At 40.4% G+C, this 22,063-nt stretch carries 22 protein-coding genes; 11 read left to right on the top strand and 11 right to left on the bottom strand.

Annotated features, from left to right (window positions below; genetic code table 11):
• Positions 1-120: 120 nt before the first annotated feature.
• The gene (locus PDL71_RS12265; protein ID WP_407521407.1) at positions 121-747 is read left to right on the top strand and encodes a T9SS type A sorting domain-containing protein; all 627 of its coding nucleotides are present in this window, start codon (positions 121-123) and stop codon (positions 745-747) included.
• Between the two features lie 77 nt (positions 748-824).
• Here the strand turns inward: PDL71_RS12265 and PDL71_RS12260 are convergent, their stop codons facing one another.
• The 6 genes from PDL71_RS12260 to PDL71_RS12235 all read right to left on the bottom strand — a co-directional run bounded on the left by PDL71_RS12260 (position 825) and on the right by PDL71_RS12235 (position 7,432).
• Complete coding sequence (locus tag PDL71_RS12260) at positions 825-2,180, bottom strand: flavin monoamine oxidase family protein (RefSeq protein ID WP_407521405.1); 1,356 nt, start codon at positions 2,178-2,180, stop codon at positions 825-827.
• Positions 2,181-2,386: 206 nt separating this feature from the next.
• The gene (locus PDL71_RS12255) at positions 2,387-3,514 is read right to left on the bottom strand and encodes a cysteine desulfurase family protein (RefSeq protein WP_407521403.1); all 1,128 of its coding nucleotides are present in this window, start codon (positions 3,512-3,514) and stop codon (positions 2,387-2,389) included.
• 106 nt (positions 3,515-3,620) lie between these two features.
• Complete coding sequence (locus PDL71_RS12250; protein WP_407521401.1) at positions 3,621-4,121, bottom strand: hypothetical protein; 501 nt, start codon at positions 4,119-4,121, stop codon at positions 3,621-3,623.
• 31 nt (positions 4,122-4,152) lie between these two features.
• Entirely contained in the window at positions 4,153-5,520 is a 1,368-nt protein-coding gene (gene glmM, locus PDL71_RS12245) for a phosphoglucosamine mutase (RefSeq protein ID WP_407521399.1), read from the bottom strand.
• A 132-nt stretch (positions 5,521-5,652) separates the two neighbouring features.
• Positions 5,653-6,648 (bottom strand): DNA polymerase III subunit delta, encoded by a 996-nt coding sequence (gene holA, locus PDL71_RS12240; RefSeq protein ID WP_407521397.1) that lies wholly within the window; start codon positions 6,646-6,648, stop codon positions 5,653-5,655.
• Positions 6,649-6,697: 49 nt separating this feature from the next.
• Positions 6,698-7,432, bottom strand: a complete 735-nt coding sequence (locus PDL71_RS12235; protein ID WP_407521395.1) for a ribonuclease H-like domain-containing protein — start codon at positions 7,430-7,432, stop codon at positions 6,698-6,700.
• Between the two features lie 35 nt (positions 7,433-7,467).
• Here PDL71_RS12235 and PDL71_RS12230 point away from each other — a divergent pair, with 35 nt between their 5' ends.
• A complete protein-coding gene (locus PDL71_RS12230; protein ID WP_407521393.1) occupies positions 7,468-8,451 on the top strand; it encodes a hypothetical protein in 984 nt (327 codons plus the stop codon).
• Between the two features lie 138 nt (positions 8,452-8,589).
• A complete protein-coding gene (locus PDL71_RS12225; RefSeq protein ID WP_407521391.1) occupies positions 8,590-9,555 on the top strand; it encodes a hypothetical protein in 966 nt (321 codons plus the stop codon).
• A gap of 69 nt (positions 9,556-9,624) precedes the next feature.
• Here PDL71_RS12225 and PDL71_RS12220 read toward each other — a convergent pair whose 3' ends face one another.
• From PDL71_RS12220 to PDL71_RS12205, 4 genes are read right to left on the bottom strand one after another with little or no spacing between them, the layout of a single operon-like run.
• Positions 9,625-10,620: a class I SAM-dependent methyltransferase gene (locus PDL71_RS12220; RefSeq protein WP_407521389.1), complete on the bottom strand. Its 996-nt coding sequence runs from the start codon at positions 10,618-10,620 to the stop codon at positions 9,625-9,627.
• Positions 10,551-11,186 (bottom strand): hypothetical protein, encoded by a 636-nt coding sequence (locus PDL71_RS12215; protein ID WP_407521387.1) that lies wholly within the window; start codon positions 11,184-11,186, stop codon positions 10,551-10,553. The genes PDL71_RS12220 and PDL71_RS12215 overlap by 70 nt, the downstream gene beginning before the upstream one ends.
• A gap of 4 nt (positions 11,187-11,190) precedes the next feature.
• On the bottom strand, positions 11,191-12,822 hold the full coding sequence (locus tag PDL71_RS12210; RefSeq protein ID WP_407521385.1) for a hypothetical protein: 1,632 nt from the start codon (positions 12,820-12,822) through the stop codon (positions 11,191-11,193).
• A 37-nt stretch (positions 12,823-12,859) separates the two neighbouring features.
• The gene (locus PDL71_RS12205) at positions 12,860-15,904 is read right to left on the bottom strand and encodes a tetratricopeptide repeat protein (RefSeq protein WP_407521383.1); all 3,045 of its coding nucleotides are present in this window, start codon (positions 15,902-15,904) and stop codon (positions 12,860-12,862) included.
• Between the two features lie 230 nt (positions 15,905-16,134).
• On the opposite strand from PDL71_RS12205, the gene PDL71_RS12200 reads away from it, so the two are divergent.
• The 8 genes from PDL71_RS12200 to PDL71_RS12165 all read left to right on the top strand — a co-directional run bounded on the left by PDL71_RS12200 (position 16,135) and on the right by PDL71_RS12165 (position 21,476).
• A complete protein-coding gene (locus PDL71_RS12200) occupies positions 16,135-16,542 on the top strand; it encodes a DoxX family protein (RefSeq protein WP_407521382.1) in 408 nt (135 codons plus the stop codon).
• 9 nt (positions 16,543-16,551) lie between these two features.
• The gene (locus PDL71_RS12195; RefSeq protein WP_407521380.1) at positions 16,552-17,076 is read left to right on the top strand and encodes a hypothetical protein; all 525 of its coding nucleotides are present in this window, start codon (positions 16,552-16,554) and stop codon (positions 17,074-17,076) included.
• Entirely contained in the window at positions 17,069-17,494 is a 426-nt protein-coding gene (locus PDL71_RS12190; protein WP_407521378.1) for an acyl-CoA thioesterase, read from the top strand. Before PDL71_RS12195 ends, PDL71_RS12190 begins: the two co-directional genes overlap by 8 nt.
• A complete protein-coding gene (locus tag PDL71_RS12185; RefSeq protein WP_407521376.1) occupies positions 17,481-18,740 on the top strand; it encodes a CinA family nicotinamide mononucleotide deamidase-related protein in 1,260 nt (419 codons plus the stop codon). Before PDL71_RS12190 ends, PDL71_RS12185 begins: the two co-directional genes overlap by 14 nt.
• Positions 18,741-18,759: 19 nt before the next feature.
• A complete protein-coding gene (locus PDL71_RS12180) occupies positions 18,760-18,957 on the top strand; it encodes a hypothetical protein (protein ID WP_407521374.1) in 198 nt (65 codons plus the stop codon).
• The gene (locus tag PDL71_RS12175; protein WP_407521372.1) at positions 18,954-19,220 is read left to right on the top strand and encodes a type II toxin-antitoxin system RelE family toxin; all 267 of its coding nucleotides are present in this window, start codon (positions 18,954-18,956) and stop codon (positions 19,218-19,220) included. The genes PDL71_RS12180 and PDL71_RS12175 overlap by 4 nt, the downstream gene beginning before the upstream one ends.
• Positions 19,221-19,373: 153 nt before the next feature.
• Positions 19,374-20,705, top strand: coding sequence for a dihydrolipoamide acetyltransferase family protein (locus PDL71_RS12170; protein WP_407521370.1), 1,332 nt, complete (start codon positions 19,374-19,376; stop codon positions 20,703-20,705).
• A 69-nt stretch (positions 20,706-20,774) separates the two neighbouring features.
• Positions 20,775-21,476, top strand: coding sequence for a DUF2490 domain-containing protein (locus tag PDL71_RS12165; RefSeq protein WP_407521368.1), 702 nt, complete (start codon positions 20,775-20,777; stop codon positions 21,474-21,476).
• Here the strand turns inward: PDL71_RS12165 and PDL71_RS12160 are convergent.
• On the bottom strand, positions 21,473-22,021 hold the full coding sequence (locus tag PDL71_RS12160; protein ID WP_407521366.1) for an NUDIX hydrolase: 549 nt from the start codon (positions 22,019-22,021) through the stop codon (positions 21,473-21,475). The two genes, PDL71_RS12165 and PDL71_RS12160, sit on opposite strands and share 4 nt — an antisense overlap.
• Between the last annotated feature and the right edge of the window lie 42 nt (positions 22,022-22,063).

Here is a 22,063-nt window from a genome sequence, read left to right as displayed (position 1 = left end):
TCAATATTTGAGCTGGGAAATTATTAAACATTTCCGGTTCGGCACGTAAAATTTCCCGTTCAATCAAAAATAAAATCGATTATCTGATGCTTTGAGTAAATTATAGCATCAAAAATGTTTATGAAGAAATTTTTACTCCTGGTTTCTTTGGCACTTTGTGTGTCCCGTTCATTAAGCGCTGCAAATTTTAATATTGATATCAACGGCTTTACTTATACGCCGGATGATTTAGTGGTAAATGTGGGTGATGTGGTGGTAATAGATGCCCAGAGTTTTCATCCGCTGCAACAGGTGAGTGAAGCTACCTGGAATGTGAATGGTAATACAGCCTTGCCCGGCGGTTTTTCTTCAACCACACCTTTTACGCTTACCATTACAGCAGGTATGGCAGGTGCTACCATCTACTATGTTTGTGCAGCACATGCATTTGTAGGCATGAAAGGAAGGATACGGGTGAATGTAACTTCTTCAATTGATGAAAACAGGGTTCTTGATTTCAACTTTACAGTATTTCCCAATCCTGTTACACCGGCATCCCGCATCAACATCAGTACCAGGAAAATTTCTGATATCAGCATTATGTTATATGATGCTTCGGGCCGTGTGGTACAGCAAGTAGTAAAATTTAAAATGCAACCGGGTGAAATAACACTTCCGTTTTCTACCGTTGCTTTATCTAAAGGAACCTATTATTTGTTAATGCGAACCAATGAAGGAACCCTCAAACGACAGATTGTAGTGTATTAACTGTTCATCATCCTGCAATATGTTGTATAAAAAATGCCGGTCTGCAAACCGGCATTTTCATTTTCTGCATCAGTTATTTAAATCATGGCTGCGGCCTCTTCGCCACTTACTACGGCTCCTTCCATACTTGCCTGTAAATCGGCAATATGCTCGCCGGCAAAATAGGTATTGATGAATGCTTTTTTCAAAGCCGGTCGTAAACGGAACCATTGACCCGGGCGGTACACAGAGTAAGCGCCTTTTGAAAATTCATCATCGCCCCAATAGTAGTTGAATTGTTTTTCCAGTGCCGGACGAATATTTCCAAATGCCGGCAATAAAGCCTGTTGCATTAAAACAGCCCGGCCTGTATCATTTTGTTTGGCTACCACATCAGCTTTATCACCAATAGCATAAGAGATCAAGACGCCTTTTACTGATTTCTGATCCTTACTGCCGTGATAAATAAAATGTGCGGTGGAATCGGTAACAATATCAAAGCGTTCATCTTTCCAGAAACGGTTAGTAAAAAGCATAAGGTTCTTATTAACACGTCCGTACTGCAGTTCATTAATCGCATCTATTTTATCAACGGGTAATTTCGGCAGCCATTCTATTTTTTTCATGGCCTGTGTGGGTGTGGTACAAATGAGTTTATCTGCTTCAAAAACTTCACCATTGCTACAGGTAATTTTTACACGGTTACTTTGTTCAATACGTAACACCTGGTGATTAAGTTTTATTTTTTCCGCTCCTATTTTTTTAGCAAGAGCATCGGCCAGTTTACCATTACCACCTACAATTTTATATGGAAGTTCTTTACGTTGTGCCACCGTAGTGAAATGCTGCAATGCAGCATAAGCTGATACCTGGCGTATGCTTTCACCAAAATCAATACTATCCACAAGGTTTTGAATATCTAAATCTCTGCCATCACATCCGTTATTGAGTAAGTAACGCCACCAGTCTAATTTATCCAGTTCATTTTTATCTTCCTGTGTAAGATCAACAAAATCCATTTTCAGTTTGGCCAGTTTCTTTTGCCAATCCTGGCCCTGGCTCCATTCAAATGGTTTGAAGTATTGATTTTTATAATGCAGATGCGCCTGTAAGAGGTTATCCTGCAGCAATAAACCCAACTCATCGCATAATCCCAAAATACGTTTTTGTGATTTGGAAATCCATTCGCCTCCCAACTCTACATTCAGATTTTCTTTAGCATCTATGTTATAGGTATAAACTCTGCCTCCCACCCTGTTTCTTGCTTCCAGTACCACCACATCAATTCCTCTTTTTTGTAAGGCATAGGCCGCCGCTAATCCTGAAAACCCCGCACCAATGATTACAACTTTCGGTGTGGCACTTATTCCGAATGCCGAAATACTGTCTGTTGCCAGTAAGATGCCTGCAGTACTGAGCAAGCCATCTTTAACGAATTGTCTGCGGGTTGCCATAGCATGAATTTTGCAGCTAAGTTGGCAAGCAAACAGTTGTTAAGAAATGACGGGTATCAGAATTTAAGATGAGATAGCACCGTAAATGAATGAAGAAAATACATTTTTGGTACGGGCTTTTGTACCAACGAGGGAGCCATGTTGTGTCACTCACTTCATCGTTCCGCTCTCCGTGGCATCCGGCCAAACGTATCGGTACAGATTCATCAAACCAACTCTTTGAGTTTGGCTACCAATACATCTACTTCTTCTTTTGTATTAAACTTAGAAAAACTGAATCGTACAGGAATACGATTGGGATCATTGTTGAATGCACGGATTACATGCGAACCTTGCTGTGCACCGCTGGTACAGGCGCTGCCGCCGCTGGCACAAATACCGGCCATATCAAGGTTCATCAACAGCATTTCACTTTTTTCTGATTTGGGGAAACTTACATTCAGTACCGTGTAGTTACTTCTGCCCGCTGCATCGCCATTAAAACTTACATCACTTAAATGTTGTTGCAATTGCTCCATCAAATAATATTTCAAACCACGGATGTAATTGCTTTCTGTTTCAAAATGGGTAGTAGCCAGTTCCAGTGCTTTGGCAAAACCTACAATGCCATACACATTTTCCGTACCTGCACGCATGTTGCGTTCCTGTCCGCCTCCGTGTACATAAGGTTTGATGTGTACATTTTCATTAATGTATAAAAGCCCGGCACCTTTTGGCCCATGAAATTTATGCGCACTGCCGCTGATAAAATGTACGGGTGTATTGCGAAGGTCAAAATGGAAATGCCCGACGGTTTGCACACAGTCAGAATGAAAGATGGCACCATGCTGCACACACAACTCACCTACTGCATGGATATCCGTGATATTACCAATTTCATTATTGGCATGCATTAAAGTGACTAATGTTTTTTCATCAGATGCAGCAAGCAGTTCAGCCAGGTGATCCATATCAATATGTCCATCAGGCAGAATATTTACATAGCTCACTTTGGCTTCATCACGATGATCTAAATATTCAACGGTATGGAGTGTTGCATGATGTTCAATAGGCGAAGTAATGATACGTTTGCAACCGAGATCACGAACCGAGCCGGTGATGGCGGTATTGCTGCTTTCTGTACCGCAACTGGTGAAAAAGATTTCAGCCGGATGAGCGTTTAAAATTTTGCCTACGCTTTTACGGGCATTTTCAATCGCCAGCCGGGTTTCCCTTCCATAACTGTAAATAGAAGATGGATTGCCGTATTTGTTTTGAAAATAAGGCATCATGGCTTCCAACACCTGTGGATCAAGAGCAGTAGTAGCAGCGCTGTCAAAATATAATCTGTTCATCAGCAAACGTTGAGAGGCGCAAAGATAGAAAGAAATGTTCCTTAAACAGAAAAGATAGATAACCATGGGATTTTCTGTTACCAACTACACATATTTACATACAAAATCATTTGGCAAACGGCAATAATCGAAATTTTTCTTCTGCTCTTATTTTAAGTAACCCTTCAAAACGATCCCTTGCATCAGGAATCAACAAGCATGTGATCAAAATTTCATCGCCTTCATTTGTAATGATCTTAAGATATTCATATGCTTCAAATAGGTACCATGATCTATACCCATATGACCGAAACGAAATAAGACGATTAATTTCTGAAAAGTCAAGCTTTTTGATTATTCCATTTTGGCTGTATTCAATTTTTTTATTTAATGAATCAATCTTAAATAGCATATTCCTGTTTGTTAAAAAGTATTGTATATGTATCAATAAGACAGGAAGAATATTAACAATGAAAATGGATAGGAAGAGAAGAATTATTAATAAGTTAATCTCTGATTTTTCAAATATTAAATAGTAGAAATAAATAATTAAACAATTGGCAATAATACAAGGCCACAAAAAAGTAAGATGATTTTTTAATGTAATTTGATAATTTTGATTACTCATTTCTCAGCCGAGTTAAGGAATATTTTAATTATTACATCAACCCTTCAATCTTCTCCATCACATCCTTTGCCACTTTATCCGCTTCTTCCACACTCGGTGCTTCGGAATACACCCGGATGATGGGCTCAGTGTTACTTGCCCGCAGATGCACCCAGCTTTTTTCAAACTCAATCTTTACGCCATCTTCCGTATTTACAGGGAAAGCAGCATACTGCTCTTTTACTTTGGCAAGAATGGCGGGCACATTGGTCCCTTTGGGTAAATCAATTTTGTTCTTGCTCATGAAGTAATCAGGATAGGCCTTGCGCAAAGCTGCACAACTCAGATTGCTTTGTGCCAGGTGTGTTAAAAACAATGCAATGCCAATCATCGCATCCCGGCCATAATGTAACTGCGGATCAATGATGCCGCCATTACCTTCACCTCCCATCACGGCATTCACTTCTTTCATCTTGGTTACCACATTCACCTCACCTACGGCACTTGCATAATATTTACCGCCATGTTTTTCTGTTACATCTCTCAGCGCTCTTGTAGATGAAAGATTAGAAACCGTATTTCCTTTTTTGTTAGAGAGTACGTAATCAGCCACCGCCACCAAGGTATATTCTTCACCAAACAAATTGCCATCATCACTTACAAAACACAAACGGTCCACATCAGGATCAACAGCAATACCGAGATGTGCTTTCTGCTGCACCACTTGGTTGCACAGCTCTACTAAGTTTTCAGCTAATGGTTCCGGATTATGTACAAAGTTGCCGTGCATTTCAGCATTTAGAACGGTAATATCATTTACACCTAAAGCTTTTAATAATTGTGGTACTGCTACAGCGCCTGAACTATTGATGGCATCTACTACTACTTTAAATTTTTTAGCGGCGATCAATTCTTTATTCACCAATGGATGAGCGAGTATGGCATCTATATGTGTTTGCAGCAGGGTATCATCTGTTTCATAATTCCCCAGTTCATCCACACCTGCAAAATCAATCGCTTCTTTTTCTGCCAGTACTAACACCTGCTTGCCAATTTCTGCACTGATGAATTCACCTTTATTATTCAGCAACTTCAAGGCATTCCATTGCTTAGGATTGTGGGAAGCGGTGAGGATAATACCGCCATCAGCTCCTTCAAATACCACCGCCATTTCTACGGTGGGCGTTGTGCTTAAGCCTAAATCAATTACATTCAGTCCTAATCCAATCAAAGTATTCACTACAAGGCTACGCACCATTTCGCCACTCATTCTTCCATCACGACCTACAATAATTTTTTTGCCGCCATTGTTTCTGATGATAGAGCCATAAGCTGCGGTAAACTTTACAATATCAATCGGCGTTAAATTATCACCGGGTTTACCGCCAATGGTACCACGAATGCCGGAGATTGATTTCATTAATGCCATAAATTATATGAAGATTTAAAATTTGAAAATTTATAATTTCTCAGTTCTTTTCTTTGGTCTGAAGGCTTAGGGGCCGTACCGACCAATGAGGACCTCCTTTACTCCTTTCACTCCTTTTATCTCTTAGTTCATCATTTTATAAATCATCTCTTTCAACAGTGATGCATCTTCTGTTCCCGCATCACCCACACCAACACTACGCAGGTTGTATTCATGCATCAGCAGCAGGGCTGCCTGCACACCTTCGTACCCGTAAACAGAGGCACTGGCTTTATAATCTTTCATGAACCATTGGTTGATGCCTGTTTGCGCCGCTACAGTTTTATCATCACCTTGTGCACCAAATAACATAAACACTTTTGAAAAATAACTGTAAAGCGAAGGAAGAATCAATTGTATCGGTGCTGCCTTGGGATTGCTTTCAAAATACTGCACAATCTGCAAAGCTTTGCTCAGGTTTTTCTTGCCTACAGCATTCTGCAGCTCAAACACATTGTACTCCTTACTGATGCCTACAAAGTTTTCAATATCATCTTCATTGATGGTCTTTTTATCGCCCAGGTTCAAAATCACTTTATCTACTTCATTGGCTAATCTTGAAAGATCATTGCCGATATGATCTACCAGCAAATGAATGGCTTTTTGTGTGGGTTGATAGCCCTTGTTTTCAATCATCTGTTGGGTCCAGGCAGGCAACTCATTATCATACATTTTTTTGGTGGTAAGCAACTCAGCTTTTTCTTTCAGGAGTTTGGCCAGTTTGCTTCTGCCATCTACTTTCTTTTCTTTATGGGCTACAATAAAAATGGTGGAGCTTAGTGGTTTTTCAATATAGGCTTCCAACTTGTCCAGTTCTTTTAATTGTTGCGCTTCTTTTAAAATCACCACCTGTTTATCGCTGAACATGGGGTATTTCATGCAGGCATTTACCACATCAGCCCAGGTGGAATCTTTACCGTAAAAAATACTCAGGTTAAAACCGGCTTCTTCAGGAGTGAGGATTTCTTTTTCTGCCGCATTCACTAATTGATCAATATAATAATCCTCCTCCCCTTCCAGCCAGTAAACGGGTTTGTATTTTTTTTTCTTCCAGTCGTTCAGAATTTTTTCAGCGCTCATACAGTTGCGCAAAAATAAGCGGAACAGGGTTGGTTTGATGCAGCAGCGTTCAGTCGGCAATAAAAATATTCGCAGGCGGTAATAATGGTTGATTTAAGAAGCGGAGAATGATTTGCGCCACCGTTACCACATCTTTCCGGCAATAAGTAACAATACGGTCCATGTTTTTTTCCACGTAGTAAACATCCTTTACCTGGCTGCCATCCATATCATCTTTGGGAGTTTCAATACCAAGACAGGCGGCTAATAATTTTAAAGAAGTATAGTTTTTAAAATCTCCGAATTTCCAGAGCTGCATTGTGTCAATCATATTTGTTTCCCATGGTTTCTTACCGCTGAACTGCATAAAGCCGGGTAAGGGTAATTCGTTGATGAGAAAACGGCGGCTGATATACGGTATATCAAACTCTTTGATGTTATGGCCGGCAAAATGAAAACCCGGTATGGATTGATGAAATGATTCCAGCTTTTGGGCAAACTCACTCAGCAGTTTTTTTTCATCAGCATGATGATAACTTTTGATTCGAAAGCACAAACGGTTGGCTTTATCATAATAAAAGAAGCCCGTACTGATGCAGATAATTTTCCCGAATTCAGCCATAATACCGGCACGATGTGGATACCATTCTGCCGCTGAAAAATTTTCTGGCATGGTTTTGGAAATTTTGTCTGCCCAGAGTGCTTTCCATTCTTCAGGAAGCTCTTCAAAATGTTGATACTGAGGAACCGTTTCAATATCCAACAGCAGCAGGTGTTGCAGGTTGTATGGTGTTGATGGTGTCAAAGCAACTTATTTAATCACTAAATAAAACAAACATTATGACTTATTCAAATTATCCTTCCTCCGGTGTGCAGGAAAAACCAACAAGTAATGGTAAAGACAACCGTATGCTTATTTACGGGTTGTTAATCGTAGCCCTGCTGGGTACCTGGGCTTACTTTTTTTATGATCAGTCAAAGTCAAAACAGGTAACACAAAAGCTGCAGGCACAGTTACTGCAAACAGACAGCAGCCGCAATAACCTGGAAACAGAATACAACTCGGCACTGCAACGTTTGGATGAATTAACATCTATGAACAGTTCGCTGGACAGTCTTGTTAAATCAAGAAACACAGAAATCAGCGGATTAAAAGCACGCATCAGTGCTTTGCTGAAAAAGCAAAATAAAACAGCAGCAGAAATTGCAGAAGCCAAACGTTTGATTGATGAACTGAACGGTAAAATTTCTGAATACCTCAACGAAATTGAAACCCTTCGTGGTGAAAATTTACAATTGAAAACTGAAAAAGAAGAAATCATTGTGCAGAAAGCAGTGTTGCAGCGGGAACATGATTCAACCAAAGTATTGAAACAACAAGCTGAAGAAAAACTGGATGTTGCCAGCACACTCAACGCTTCTGACATCAACGTAGTTACAATTGATGAACGTAAAAACGGTAAAGAAGTAGAAAAAACAGTAGCAAAGCGTGTAGATAAAATCCGTGTTTCTTTTAACGTGTTTAACCGTGTGGGTGAGCAAAGTACTAAAGATGTATTTGTGGTAGTAATGGACCCTGCCGGTAATATCATCAGCAATGAAGCATTGGGCAGTGGTCGTTTTGTTACCCGTGAAGAAGGTGAAAAAATGTTTACACAAAAATCGAATGTAAACTTTACTTCCGGGCAGGTAGTGCCGGTAACTGTTGAGTGGAAACCGGGTACCCGTTTTGTGGAAGGCAACTATAAAATTGCCATCTACAACAATGGTTTCAAAATAGGTGAATCCAGCAAAAGTTTGAAGAAAGGCGGTCTGTTCAGCTAATATAAAATAGATCATCAGCAGGAAAACATCCCGGTGTTTTCCTGCTGCTTGTTTTATGAATCTTTATACACGTAATGACATGTATCATTGGATAGTTCAGCAGATAATTCCTACATTTAGCAATCAAAAAAACAACATATGACTTACTCAAATTACCCTTCAGCAGGTCCACAGGAAAATCCTCAACCACCCCGTAAAGACAGCCGCAGTTTAATTTACGGTTTATTGATCGCCGCTCTTTTGGGCACCTGGGGATATATCATCTGGGATAAATCAAAAACAAAAGAATTAACCACACAGTTGCAATCTCAATTAACTACATCTGACAGCAGCAAGAATGCTGTTCAGAATGAGTACAACGCCGCTTTACAGCGTTTGGATGAATTGACTTCTATGAACTCCAGCCTGGATAGTCTTGTAAAATCAAGAAACTCTGAAGTAGAGAATTTAAAATCAAGAATCAGTGGTTTACTCAAGAAGCAAAACAGAACCGAGGCAGAAAATGCACAGCTTAAAAGCATGATTAAAGATCTGAATGACAAAATCAGCGGTTATGTTCAGGAAATAGAAGTGTTACGAGGTGAAAACCTGCAACTGAAAACTGAAAAAGATGAACTTATTACACAAAAAGAAACTTTGATCCGTGAAAAAGATCAAACCATCCAGGAAAAGAAAGCAGTGGAAGAAAAACTGGATGTTGCATCTACCCTTAATGCTTCAAACATCAATATTGTTACTATTGATGAGCGTAGAAGCGGAAAGGAAGTGGAGAAAGAGCGTGCCAAGCGTGTAGATAAAATACGTGTTACTTTTGATGTGTTTAACCGTGTAGGTGATGATGCTACTAAAGATGTATATGTGGTAATCGTTGATCCTTCAGGAACTGTTATCAGTAATGAAGCATTGGGCAGTGGCCGTTTTACAACCCGTGATGAAGGTGAAAAAGTATTCACTAAAAAAGCTTCTGTTAACTTCAGTGCCGGCAAATCAGCTCCTGTATCTTTAGAATGGAAGCCAGGTACCAAGTTTACAGGTGGTTCTTACAAAATTTCCATTTATAATAACGGGTTTAAAATTGGTGAAGCCAGTAAGTCATTAAAATAAAAAGGACACCCTGAATCAAAAAAATGCGGATGAAACTCATCCGCATTTTTTATTGGTATAATCCTCGTTTTATTTAGGAATTTCCAACACATAGATCAAAGAACTGCAGCGCTGTTTATTAAAAAGCGTTTTGAGGTTGGAGATAAAACCGATAACAACCGCTTTCAGCAGCGATCCTTTCTTGTATTTTTCACTGAGCATACTTACATAAAAACTATCCAGCCACATGGGCAGTATGGTTTTAATACGCAAGCCATGACGCTCCGCCAGCTTTTTCATTGCTGTGGGGCTGAAGTGATACAAATGCCTCGGCACATCATAAGCCGCCCATCCGGCACCGTAAGTTTTTGCATCATAGCTGGTGTAGTTAGGCACGGCAATAATGATTTTTCCATTGGCAGAAATAACTGTCTTCAGTTGGGTCATATATTCATCCAGCCGGTGTACATGCTCCAGTACATGCCATAGAGTAACGGCATCATAAGTACCTGCGGGCAGGCTGAAGAAATGCTCAGCCGGAAATACATCTGCTTTGTAACGCTTGGCTGCAATCTCCCTTGCCTGTTCATCCGGCTCCACACCTGTGCTCAGCCATCCTTCTTCCGTCATGGCATGTACAAAGGCCCCGGTACCACTTCCAACATCCAGGTGCATACCCACTTTCTTGCCACTTACTTTTTGTACCAGCGCTACTTTCTGTTTCAACGTATAAGAACGGGCAATATGGTATAGTTGATTGATGAGTCCCTTTTTTGTATCAGAATGCGAAACATAATCAGCGCTTTGATAATAGCGGCCAATAGCAGTTTCGCAGGGAATATCCTGTGTAAAACGGCATCCGCATTCCCTGCACTCAGCAATGGGAAAGCTTTCTTTACTCACAGAAAAATCACGGGCAGTAAATGCGTTTTGAATGGTTGTGCTGTTACAGGCAGGGCAATGTGTATAATGAACCGTATGCGGCATGGCTGTTGCTTCTTGTTTTACAGGTGGCGTTAAGGTGTTTTGTGTAAAACCGGCGGTTCTTTTGGCTGTAATGGCTGATAGTTGGTGTAATTCTTCCATTGGATATTGTGATTTTTGGCAAATATCACAGCTAAGATAATGCCAGTAATAGCTAAAAACAAGGCCGGAATCAATCTTGAGTACTTTTGCTTCGTAGATGTGCTATGCAGCAACTCTTCCATTTGCAGGTTCGTATGTTCTTCATTGCCCACCAGCACCTGGTGTGTGGCGCCGGAGCGGATGATCTTTTCTGCCGCCACGGACTGATGGGAAACTGACGGATTTGTTTCAGGTTCAAATGAGAACGAATGACCGGATTTTTTAAAACTGCCCAATCCATTCCATTGTACGGTACCTTTTTCCACTTGTTCCCGGAAACGGCTGATGAAAGAAAGCACCTGTTGTTGAGCTTCCTGTGTTGAGAGGTGTTGCTCCTGTATGAGCCAGTCAATAAAAGAAGTTTCATCTGTGGTGTTGACAGAAAACTCAACAGAGGAAACCGGGGCATGTATTAATTTATTGGGAAAATCAACTCTTGCCGTTGTTTCTTTCAATTGCATACTTCCCCACCCTTTTATGGAAACAAAACCATGTGTGGATAGATATTTTAAAATAAGATGCTGCAAGTTCCTATAACTTTTGGTCAAAGGTAACTCTAATTCCTCCAACAAACTGAAAACCGAGTTGCGGATACAGATTCCAGCGGCGATAGGTATTGTTGAAAATGTTATTGAATTGCGTCCACACTGAAATCATTTTGGTAGCCCTGAACTCAATGCCGGCATTTAAATCTGCAACGGATGGTAAAGTAGCTGCATCTCCTGCTGCATTCACCCTGTAAACAGGTCCCTGCCATGCAAAAAGATCACTTTTAATCATGAGTTTTTTAATGGGTTGCCAGCGTAAGGCTGCTGTAATTTGAGTGGGAATAAAATGCCAGGGCTCCGGTTCTGTTTCCTGGCCGGTAAAACTGTAAATATCCAGTTTGGCACTCAGGTTTAACTGGTCTGTGATTACATAACCCAGTTCTGCCTGTGCATGCAAACCTTGCAACTTTCCCTCCTGTACCACATTAAACACAGCTCTTGGTTTTAAATAATTTACAAACAAGGGTTGATTTAAAAATTCAAAAAAACCTGCCTGTAAGCGGTAATTGAAACTGCTGGCAACACTACCCTTCACACCACCAAACAATTCTGTAATTCTTGTATTGAATTGTGATTGCGGCTGGTTGATCCATGGATTTTGTGAAACGAGATACTGGTAATTGTTTTTACGAACATGACCTGTCCATCCGGCAATAAATACCGCTTTCCCATCTTTTGTAGGAATATCGAGTAACACATCCGGCAGCACCCGTAACGAACCATTATCCCAGGTGGGACGAATACCGGCACGCAATCTTATTTTTTCAGTTTTAAAAATAACGGCAGGATTTACAAAGAACACATTGTTTGTATAAGAGGTTCCGCCGGTAGGTTTAAAACTTGTAAGATCGGCATTCACTGCAAGGGCAGCTCTTACTACATTACCGGCTCTTATTTCTACAGGAAGATTGAGGATGGCATTGGTTTCACTGGCTCTTGAATCGCTGAATACTTTAATATCTACATCAGGATTGTAGGTTAAACCAAATCGGTTTACATACGCATTACGGAAACCGGCTTTAACGGAAAATGTTTGATACGGTTTTTTGAGTGAATCATCCTTACTGTTATTGAAAGCGGTATCTAAACCGTAGAGAAAAAAGGTTTTCTGTTCGTAGCCCGCTTTGCCATATACTTCCACTTGTCCGGCAACAGTGTTTAAATGTGCATTGATGGCTGTTTGATTCCACTGTTGTAAACGCAAATCGCCTTTTTGCGAAAGATGACCGGCAAAAAGATTGAAGTTGGTTTTCTTTCCATCACCTATAGTAATACCTGCTTCTGCTAATGGTGTATTGAAATTGCCATAGCCCAGTTTAATATAATTGCTGTTATGCGCCACACCTGCTGAGTCAATCTGCAAAGCCATTGGTTTTAATGCAACCGGCTGCAGCGAAAACAAAAGATTCTGCAACGGAATGTTATAGCTGAGGTTGGGATTGGCAGTTTCCGGAGCCGGAGGTGTTGCATTAAAGTTGATCTTTACTGCATTTTTTAAAACCGGTTTAAAGGCAGATGTAATTTCCACCCGTTGCTTTTTGGAAGTATCCTGAGCGGAGAGTACAAAACCCCAGCAACAGAAACCAAGGAAAAATATGATTCGTTTGTTCAACATGTGCATTCGTTTTTAAATCTTCAATCGTGCAGTTTGTTTATCCGTCAATCTTTGAATTTTTCTTTTCTTCTTCAATCAGCCGTTGCAGTTTTTCAGTGGCTTCCTGCTTCAACTGCGGGTTTGTGGCATTTTCACTTACACTCTGGTAAGTAGCCTTGGCATTGAAATAATCTTTCTGCTTATAATAAACATCGCCCAGCAAAATATAAGACTTGGTAACCCAGAAATCATAACTGCCGCTTTTGTTAATTACCTCAAAGGCTGCTTTTTCTGCCTGTGTAAGATTGTTGAGATCAAAATAACATTTCGCCACCTGGTATCTTGCTTCTGCAGCCCACTCACCTTTGTTAAGACTGATCACTCCACGGAAAGATGTAATTGCCAGATCGTACTGACCATTGAGTTGATGATTGGTTGCGGTAACCAGGTTGCTCAATGCTTTATCATCATTACCTGCGTTTTTATTGGCTAATAAATCTTTAGCAGCTTCACTTGCTTTTTTATAATCCTTTAACATGTAATAACAACGTAAAGCACCCCTCAAGGCCTCTAACCTGTTTTCATCTGTAGTAGCTGCATTCTCCAGTATTTCATAGTAAGGTCCTGCCTTTGCATAATCTTTCAACTCAAAGTAATAAGTGCGGGCAGCTACAAAAGCAGAGCGTTCTGTAAAGCGGCTCATACCGGCATTGGCAACAAATTCATAACCCGGTAATGCATTTTTCCAGTCTTTGTTCTGCATATAACATTCACTGCGGTAGTAATTAGCCTGTATGCTGTAGGCTCCGTTCGGAAAACGGGATAAGTAATTATTGATTTGCTGAACAGCACCTTTACAATCATTATTACCCAGCTTTACTTCAACTGCTGCATAAGCCAATGAATCTGCTTCGCTGGCCGAAATGGTTTTGCCGCTGTTACGCACAAATTCTTCATAGGCTTCAGGCCGACCGGTTTCAATGTAAAGAAGTTTGATATTATCCAGCGCTTCATCTGCTTCTTCGGTATTGGGGTATTGCTGAATTAATTTTTTATAAGCAGCAATAGCTTCTTCATTTTTTTCAATATTGGCATTGGCAATACCCAATTGTAACAATGCATTTGGTTTAAAAGCATTGCTTTGCGGTGTATTGATGATATTGTTGAGGTAAGGAATCGCATCTCTGAACTTTTCATCAGCCATATAAGTTTTTGCAATTTCCATCTGCGCATCAGTAACAAGCACACTGCCGGGATAAACACGCTGCATGGTGTTAAGCAAATCGATTTTTCCTTTACTGCTGTTGATGCCGGTAATCATGGCCTTTTGATACAATGCATAATCTGCATTTTTCCAGCTGTAATCAATCACCTGCTGGTACATAGTTAAGGCCTGTTTGTAATTACGCTGCATAAAATAACAATCAGCCTGGCGTGTGTAAGCATCCTGGTCAATGTAAGGTGAGCTTAATGAAATCCTACCCGTTGCTTTTTGAAAAAAGCTGAGCGCCTGTGCAAAATTTTCACGGCGCAGGTAACAATAGCCCAGGTTATAACTGGCTTCTTTTACCGTAGCTTCGCCTATACCGGGATTGCCGCTGTTTAAAAACTTATGATAGAATAGTGTAGCATCATCCAGGTTGTTGTTACGGTAAGCAATTTCACCTTTCCAATAATTAGTGAGTTGTAAAACAGGTGCGTTGTAGGGATCTTTGAAGATTTTATTGAGCAGTTCATCAGCCTGGTTTAATTGTCCGTCATTGATGAGTTCGGCAGCACGTCCATACAAAATGCGGGGATAAAGCTTTTTTGTAGCCTCGCTCCTCTCGTCTAACGATTCAATGAGTGTAAGAGCATCTTTAAAATTGCTGGTGCCTGCTAATAAGCCAACCAGTAGTTCTTTGGCTTCTTTTGTATAAGTGCTGTTAGGGTATTGATTCAGAAACTTTTTGAATTCGCTGATGGCAACACCCTGGTAACCCAGTTCGTAAGAAAGTTTAGCATAATTAAAAAGTGATACCTCCCGCTGCTGCTGGTTACTGCTGTTGCCGGCACAAAAAGCAAAGGCATTTCTTGCATTTTCTTTTTGATTGGTTTTGAGATAGGAATCGCCCAGCAGGTACATGGCTGTCTGACTGAGGGAATCCTGCCCGCCGCTCAATTGTTTAAATCCTTCAATTGCTTTTGGCAGTTGATTATTTTGATAGTAACAGAAACTGAGTTTATACAAATCATCCCTGCTTACTTTTTCGGAACGGTTTACATATTCTTCCAGGTAAGGCAAAGCTTTTTTGTATTCCTTTTTTTCAAACCAGGCATGACCCAGCAGTTGTTTAATCTCTACTTCATACAAAACATCCTTGCGTTTAGCTGCCTGTTCGGCAATACTGATGGCTTTTTCTTTCTGTCCACGGAAGTAATAAATGGAAGCCATGTAAAAAGGAACAATCTGTCCGTATTGAGGATGGTTTTCTACTTTTTCAAAACAGGTGAGTGCTTCGTTATATTCTTTATCTGCATAAGCTAAAAATCCATAGTAATAATTGGCGTCCAGGTAATGCGGATCCATCGGTAACTGGCGGATGGTATTGAACAAAGGCTTAGCCTGTGCAAAGCGCTTTAAATAAAACAAACTGTAAGCAGTACGGAATTTTGCTTCAGCAATCTGTTCATTATTCAGACTACCGATTTCTGCTTTTTCATAAAACTCCAAAGCATCGGCAAATTGTTGTTTCCTGAAATAATAGTTGGCAAGATGATAGCTGAGTTGTTGTGTTCTTGGATGATTGAATGCAAAACGTATGTAATCAGTGGCCGGTAACACAGCACGTTCATCGTTTTGCTGTAAGCGGCAGGCCAGGATGTAAAAGTCAATTTCTTCTGTTTGCAGGTACTGATTGCCAACCGTGGCTGTCTGAACATTTTGCTTTAATTCCAGTAATAGCGGAAGTGCAAGACTGTACTGATCATTGAGAAAATATTCCTGTGCCTGTTTAAATTTTGAATCGGGGTCTCTGTTAACAGCAGTGGCCTGTGCCTGAACGTTTGCGGTATGAAGGCAAACAAAAAGAAAACCTGCAGCGATGATTAAAAGGGATTTCATTGGCGGTTTAACGTGCATCATCATCAATTATTTTAAGGATCTTCTTAATTTCTCTGATGGGTTAAAGGTAATTGGAGTTGCTTGGTTCAAACACCGTTCCATTTTTTTGTGGATAAAACTGCAGGTTCCGTTAATTTCGCAGTTTCAATGCACAATGACTTATTGTTTGCGCTGTCATTTGTCAATGAAAAATTGAAAACCAATCAAACCAAATCAACCGTCCATTACACATGAAAAAACTTTTGTCCATTAATTACACCAACACTTCTTTTAACATTTCTTTCTTAGTTCTTCGGGTGATAGCCGGTATTACCATGTGTATAAACCATGGGTATGATAAACTGGTGCATTTTGCTGATAAGAAAGATCAGTTTGTAAATCTCTTTGGCATTGGCAGTGCCACCACACTTGCCTTAGTAGTTTTTGCTGAATTCTTTTGTGTCATTTTTGTTACCATTGGTCTTTTTACACGCTTTACGGTATTACCGCTGGTACTTTGTATGGGCTATGCTTTTTTTAAATCGCATCATGCAGATTTGTTTGGCGATGGAGAACATGCTGCTTTATTTCTTTCAGCCTATCTTGCTATTCTTTTATGCGGTCCGGGCAAGGTTAGTGTTGACGGTATGATTAAATAACAAAATTAAATGAAAAAGAAAGATTTAGTTGAGACATGTATCTTATTGCTCGGTTTATGGTTTCTTTATATGGGTGTTTCTACTTTTGCTGTAATGGCAATAAATGTTTCATTTGATTTCTTTTTCAACGATTATAGTGAACAGGTGGGCCGGTACATAATGGTGAATTTTATTTTTACATTGAGTTATTTAACAGGCATGTTTATTTGCTTTAAAAAGAGTGATTGGCTTATTCAAAATACCCAACTTCAATCTGAAGAAGAAACCCTGCTCTCAGATAACCGTATAAGTAAAAGAGATATACTAGAAACAGGAATTGTAATCGTTTCTCTTGCATTATTTTTTCAAAATCTCCCGGATTTATTAAAAAACATAATTTTCTTTTTTAAAAGCCGTGCCGGAAACGAGTATTTGGATTTTGAGTTTACAGAACCCTTTTTATTGGTTCTTATACCTTTACTGGCAGTTATAATGAAAGATAAATTAGCTGATATGCTATATTTCAGAAAAAAGAATCCTGATAAAAATGTTTAGTTCTTCCACTCAAATACGGGTACGTTATTCTGAAACTGACCAGATGAATGTGGTGTACCATGGTAACTATGCTCAGTATTTTGAAGTAGCAAGAGCCGAAGCGATCCGTGAAATGGGTATTACGTATAAGGAAATGGAAGAAATGGGTATTGTGATGCCTATTGTAGAACTGCACACCAAGTTTTTGCGCCCGGCGGTGTATGATGATTTACTTACCATTAAAACGCAGTTGAGAGAGCTTCCTAAAGATCACCGTATTGAATTTCATCATGAAGTGTTTAATGCAGAAGGAAAGCTGCTCACCATCGGACGTATTGTTTTATATTTTCTCGATGCTCAAACAAAAGCAAGAACGGTGATGCCCGAGGCATTAAAAAAACACCTGGAACCTTATTTTACTCCTCATGCAAACAACTAACATATACGCTTCCATCATTACCATTGGTGATGAATTACTGATAGGACAAACGATTGATACCAACAGCGCATGGATGGCGCAGGAGCTCAACAAAATTGGTGTATGGGTAAAAAGACGTGTAGCCGTAGGTGATAGCCGGGAAGATATATGGCAATCATTGGACGAAGAATTAAAGCAATCCGATATTGTATTGCTCACCGGTGGTTTAGGTCCCACTGCAGATGATATTACCAAACCACTGCTCTGTGATTATTTTGGCGGAAAGATGGTAGTGAATGAGCAGGTACTGGAGCATGTAAAAAATATCTTCCTCCGTTTAAAACGCCCTTTGCTGGAACGGAACTTAAAACAGGCAGAAGTGCCGGATGTATGTGAAGTATTGATGAACGAACGTGGTACTGCACCGGGCATGTTGTTTCGCCGGCAGGAAAAAATCATTGTTTCCATGCCGGGTGTTCCGCATGAAATGAAGGGTCTCATGAGTAAAAAAGTAGTACCGCTTCTCCTAAAAGAATTCAATATGCCGGTAATCCTGCATCGTACACTTTTAACGGCCGGTGTGGGTGAATCCTTTATTGCAGAAAAAATACAATTGTGGGAAGAAGCATTGCCAGGGCATATTAAACTGGCTTATCTGCCCAATTACGGAATGGTTCGGTTGCGTTTAACAACACAGGGTACTGATGAAAAGGCTTTACAAGCCGAAATCGATCATTTGTTTAAAGAGTTACAGGAACTGGTGCAGGAATGGCTGGTGGCAGATAAAGATGAGCCCTTGGAAAAAGCATTGGGCGATTTACTATTGGCCCGTAATAAAACCATTGCAACTGCTGAAAGTTGCAGCGGCGGGTATATTGCCCATCTCCTCACCTCGGTGCCGGGTTCTTCTGCTTATTTTAAAGGAACAGTAGTTGCTTATAGTTATGATGCCAAAGAAACCATTCTTGGAGTGAATCATTCCACATTAGAAAGTAAAGGTGCTGTAAGTGAAGAAACTATCACTGAAATGTTCAATGGGTTGATGAAGGTAACTACTGCTGATTACGGTATCGCTACCAGTGGTATTATGGGACCGGGCGGGGGCACTGATGATAAACCCGTTGGTACAGTTTGGGTAGCCGTAGGTAGCCGTGCGAAAATGGTAGCTAAGCGATTGCATTTTCGCTTTGACCGTGCAAAAAATATTGAGTTAACAGCAGCTCATGCTTTGCTGATGTTGTTTCAGTTTGTGAAGGAGAATGGTTAAATTTGAAAAAAGGGAAATAATGGAAACTCTGATTATAGAGACAAAATCAAAAGAAACGACCCGGCTTTTTGTAGAGCTTAGCAAGCAATTAAAGCTTAAACATAAAAAGGTTACTCTTGAAGATATGGAGGATTTTTTTATGGCTCAGGCCATTAAAAAAGGATTGAAATCCGGAAACTCATCAAGGGAAAAGGTAATGAAAGCTTTGAAAGGATGATAACCATCTTTAAAAATGAATTTACCCGAAACCTTGGAAAAATCAAGGATAAAAGACTCAAAGAAGAACTCCTGTCTGTTATTGAGGAAATTGAAGCTGCTGAAAACAGTACACGTATAAAGAATCTTAAAAAGCTCACAGGTTACAAAAACTTTTACAGAATCCGTTTGGGTGATTACAGGATTGGTTTAAAAATTGAGAATAATACTGTAACCTTTGCTGCATTTGCTCACCGGAAAGACATTTACAAACATTTCCCATAGTGTTCATATTAGCCCCAAATCTTTACCTTTGACGCCGATTAGCGATTTGCTGCCATCTCCTGTTGCATTGAGTACTAAACCCTGAAGTGTGCGACGCAAGGGACGATGCCATTTGCATTATCGCCGGTCAAACCAAAAAATCAAACTCTTATTATGGCTTTAGTTGATTTAGTAATGCCCAAGCTTGGTGAAAGTATTATGGAAGCAACCATTTTGCGCTGGCATAAAAAACCGGGCGACACCGTGCAGATGGATGAAACCGTATTAGATATTGCAACAGATAAAGTGGATAGTGAAGTGCCCAGTACCAGCGCCGGCACACTTGCTGAGATTTTGTTCAATGAAAATGATGTGGTGCCGATTGGTGCTGTGATAGCACGGATACAAACCGGCGCAGCAGCAACTACGGCACCCGCACCCCAGCCTGTGTACACCCCTGCAAAAGAAGTGGAAACGCCAACTGAAGAAATTCCTTACCAACCTGCCGGTGCTAAAGTGCCTGCATCTTCAAACGGTATTCGTTTTTATTCTCCGCTTGTGTTGAATATAGCCGCACAGGAAGGCATCAGCATGAGTGAGTTAGAAACCATTCCCGGTACAGGTAATGAAGGTCGTGTTACCAAAAAGGATATTTTACAATATGTGGGTTCAAGAAAAACAGCTCCGGGCATCAAGCCACAAGCTGCAAGCGAAGAAGTAATGGTGATTCCGATGCAGAAAGTGGAACAACCTACCCCCGCTCATGCTCCATCTATGGCTCCCACTGTTTACAGCGGTAATGTGGAGATTATTGAAATGGACCGGATGCGTAAACTGATTGCTGATCATATGGTGCGCAGCAAAGCAACCAGTCCGCATGTAACCAGTTTTACGGAAGCAGATGTAACAAACCTGGTGCAATGGCGTGATAAAATGAAAAAAGAATTTGAAAAACGGGAAGGCACTAAAATAACATTTACTCCTTTGTTTATTGAAGCCATTGTACGTTGCATCAAAAAATATCCGTTGATTAATTCTTCAGTTGATGGAGATAAGATTATTGTAAAAAAAGATATCAACATCGGCATGGCTACTGCATTGCCCAGCGGTAACCTTATTGTACCTGTAATAAAAAATGCCGATCAATTGAACCTTGTTGGTTTAACCAAACAGGTAAATAACCTGGCAGATGCAGCCCGTAATGGTAAACTCAAAGCTGATGATACTACCGGCGGCACTTTTACTTTAACCAATGTGGGAACTTTCGGCAGCTTAATGGGCACGCCCATCATCAATCAACCACAGGTAGCAATTTTGGCTGTAGGCGCTATTAAGAAAAGACCTGTAGTAATTGAAACTCCGCATGGCGACAGTATTGCCATCCGCCATATGATGTACCTGAGCATGAGTTATGACCATCGTATTGTAGATGGTAGTTTAGGTGCTACTTTCTTAACAGCGGTGGCCAATGAGTTGCAGAATTTTAATAGCGACCGTGAATTATAAAATGACTGTTTAACATCTTCATAGCATTCAAAGCCTGAACATGATTCAGGCTTTTTTGTTTCTTTGGAAATGAGAATACTTGCAGGTTTTTGTCTTCTTTTTATTTCTGTTACAGCACAGGCACAATTAGGATCCTGGAATATTGTAAACATTAAAACAAACCTCAACGAACGGTGGAGTTTGTTTGGTGAAGCACAAATACGTTCCCTCGGGTTTTATAAACGGTTTCATTATTACGAGTTTAAAGGTGGTGCGGCTTTTACCATTAATAAGAATTTTTCAGTACAGGGCGGTGCTGGAAATTATGATACCTATGCGGAAGGCGGCAATTTTAAAACACCGATGGTGAATGATGAGTTCCGCAGCTGGCTGCAACTGAATATGAGCCAGAATCTGCAACGTGTAAAGTTTGAACACCGTTACCGTGCAGAACAAAGATGGACGATCAATGGGTTCCGTAACCGGTTCCGTTACCGTTTTCAATCCATCATACCTGTTAATAAAAGCAAACTGGAAAAAGGAACGTTTTATACGGCGGTGTGGAATGAAATTTTTCTTACCAACCGGGCACCTTATTTTGAACGGAACCGTTTTTTTATTGGATGCGGTTATGAATTGAGCGAAGATCTTGCTGTACAAACAGGGTTTCTGAACCAGTTTGATTATAACCTGAATGATGAAACGGGCAGAAATTTTTTACAAGTCTCGTTTTTGTATGAACTGGCTATTGCAAAAAAGAAGCGGGAGCATGTGCCGGGAGGAATTGATTAATAGCTGAGCTCCCCTAATTTTTCGAGTGCATATAAAAGTGCTGTTACATGCATGCTCTGCATAAACTTATTTTCCCGGATCAGTTGTTTAACTTCTTCCCTGCTCACCAGGAGCACTTCAATATCTTCTCCTTCGTCCAGCATTTGTTCTTTTATTTTTTGGCCACCGGTAGCCAGGAACATGTGCATGAGATTATTATTGGTGGATGGATTGGCTGAAGTTTTTCCAAGGTAGGTATAGCTTTCAAAAGCATAACCTGTTTCTTCCAGCAGTTCACGGGCAGCCGCCGCCTGCAGGTTTTCATCACTTGGGTCTACGCATCCACCGGGAATTTCAATCAGCGTTTCGCCTAAGGCCTGCCGGTATTGACGAACAAGTATGATTTCATCATCAGAGGTTACCGCCACAGCCGTTACCCAATCAGGAAATTCGTACACATAATAAGGATCAATGATTTTACCGTCCGGCTTTTCACATTTATCGGCACGTACCGTTAACCAATCGTCTTTAAAAAGATAAGTAGAAGTGAGGGTTTTCCAGTTCATGTATGTTTCTTGTTTGTTGTTTATGGGTTATAGTTCCGTAAC

This window comes from Lacibacter sp. MH-610 (assembly GCF_045780045.1).
Taxonomy (GTDB): Bacteria; Bacteroidota; Bacteroidia; order Chitinophagales; family Chitinophagaceae; genus Lacibacter.
Note: the sequence above shows the minus strand (reverse complement) of the source record. Positions and strands in the feature narration are given on the sequence as shown.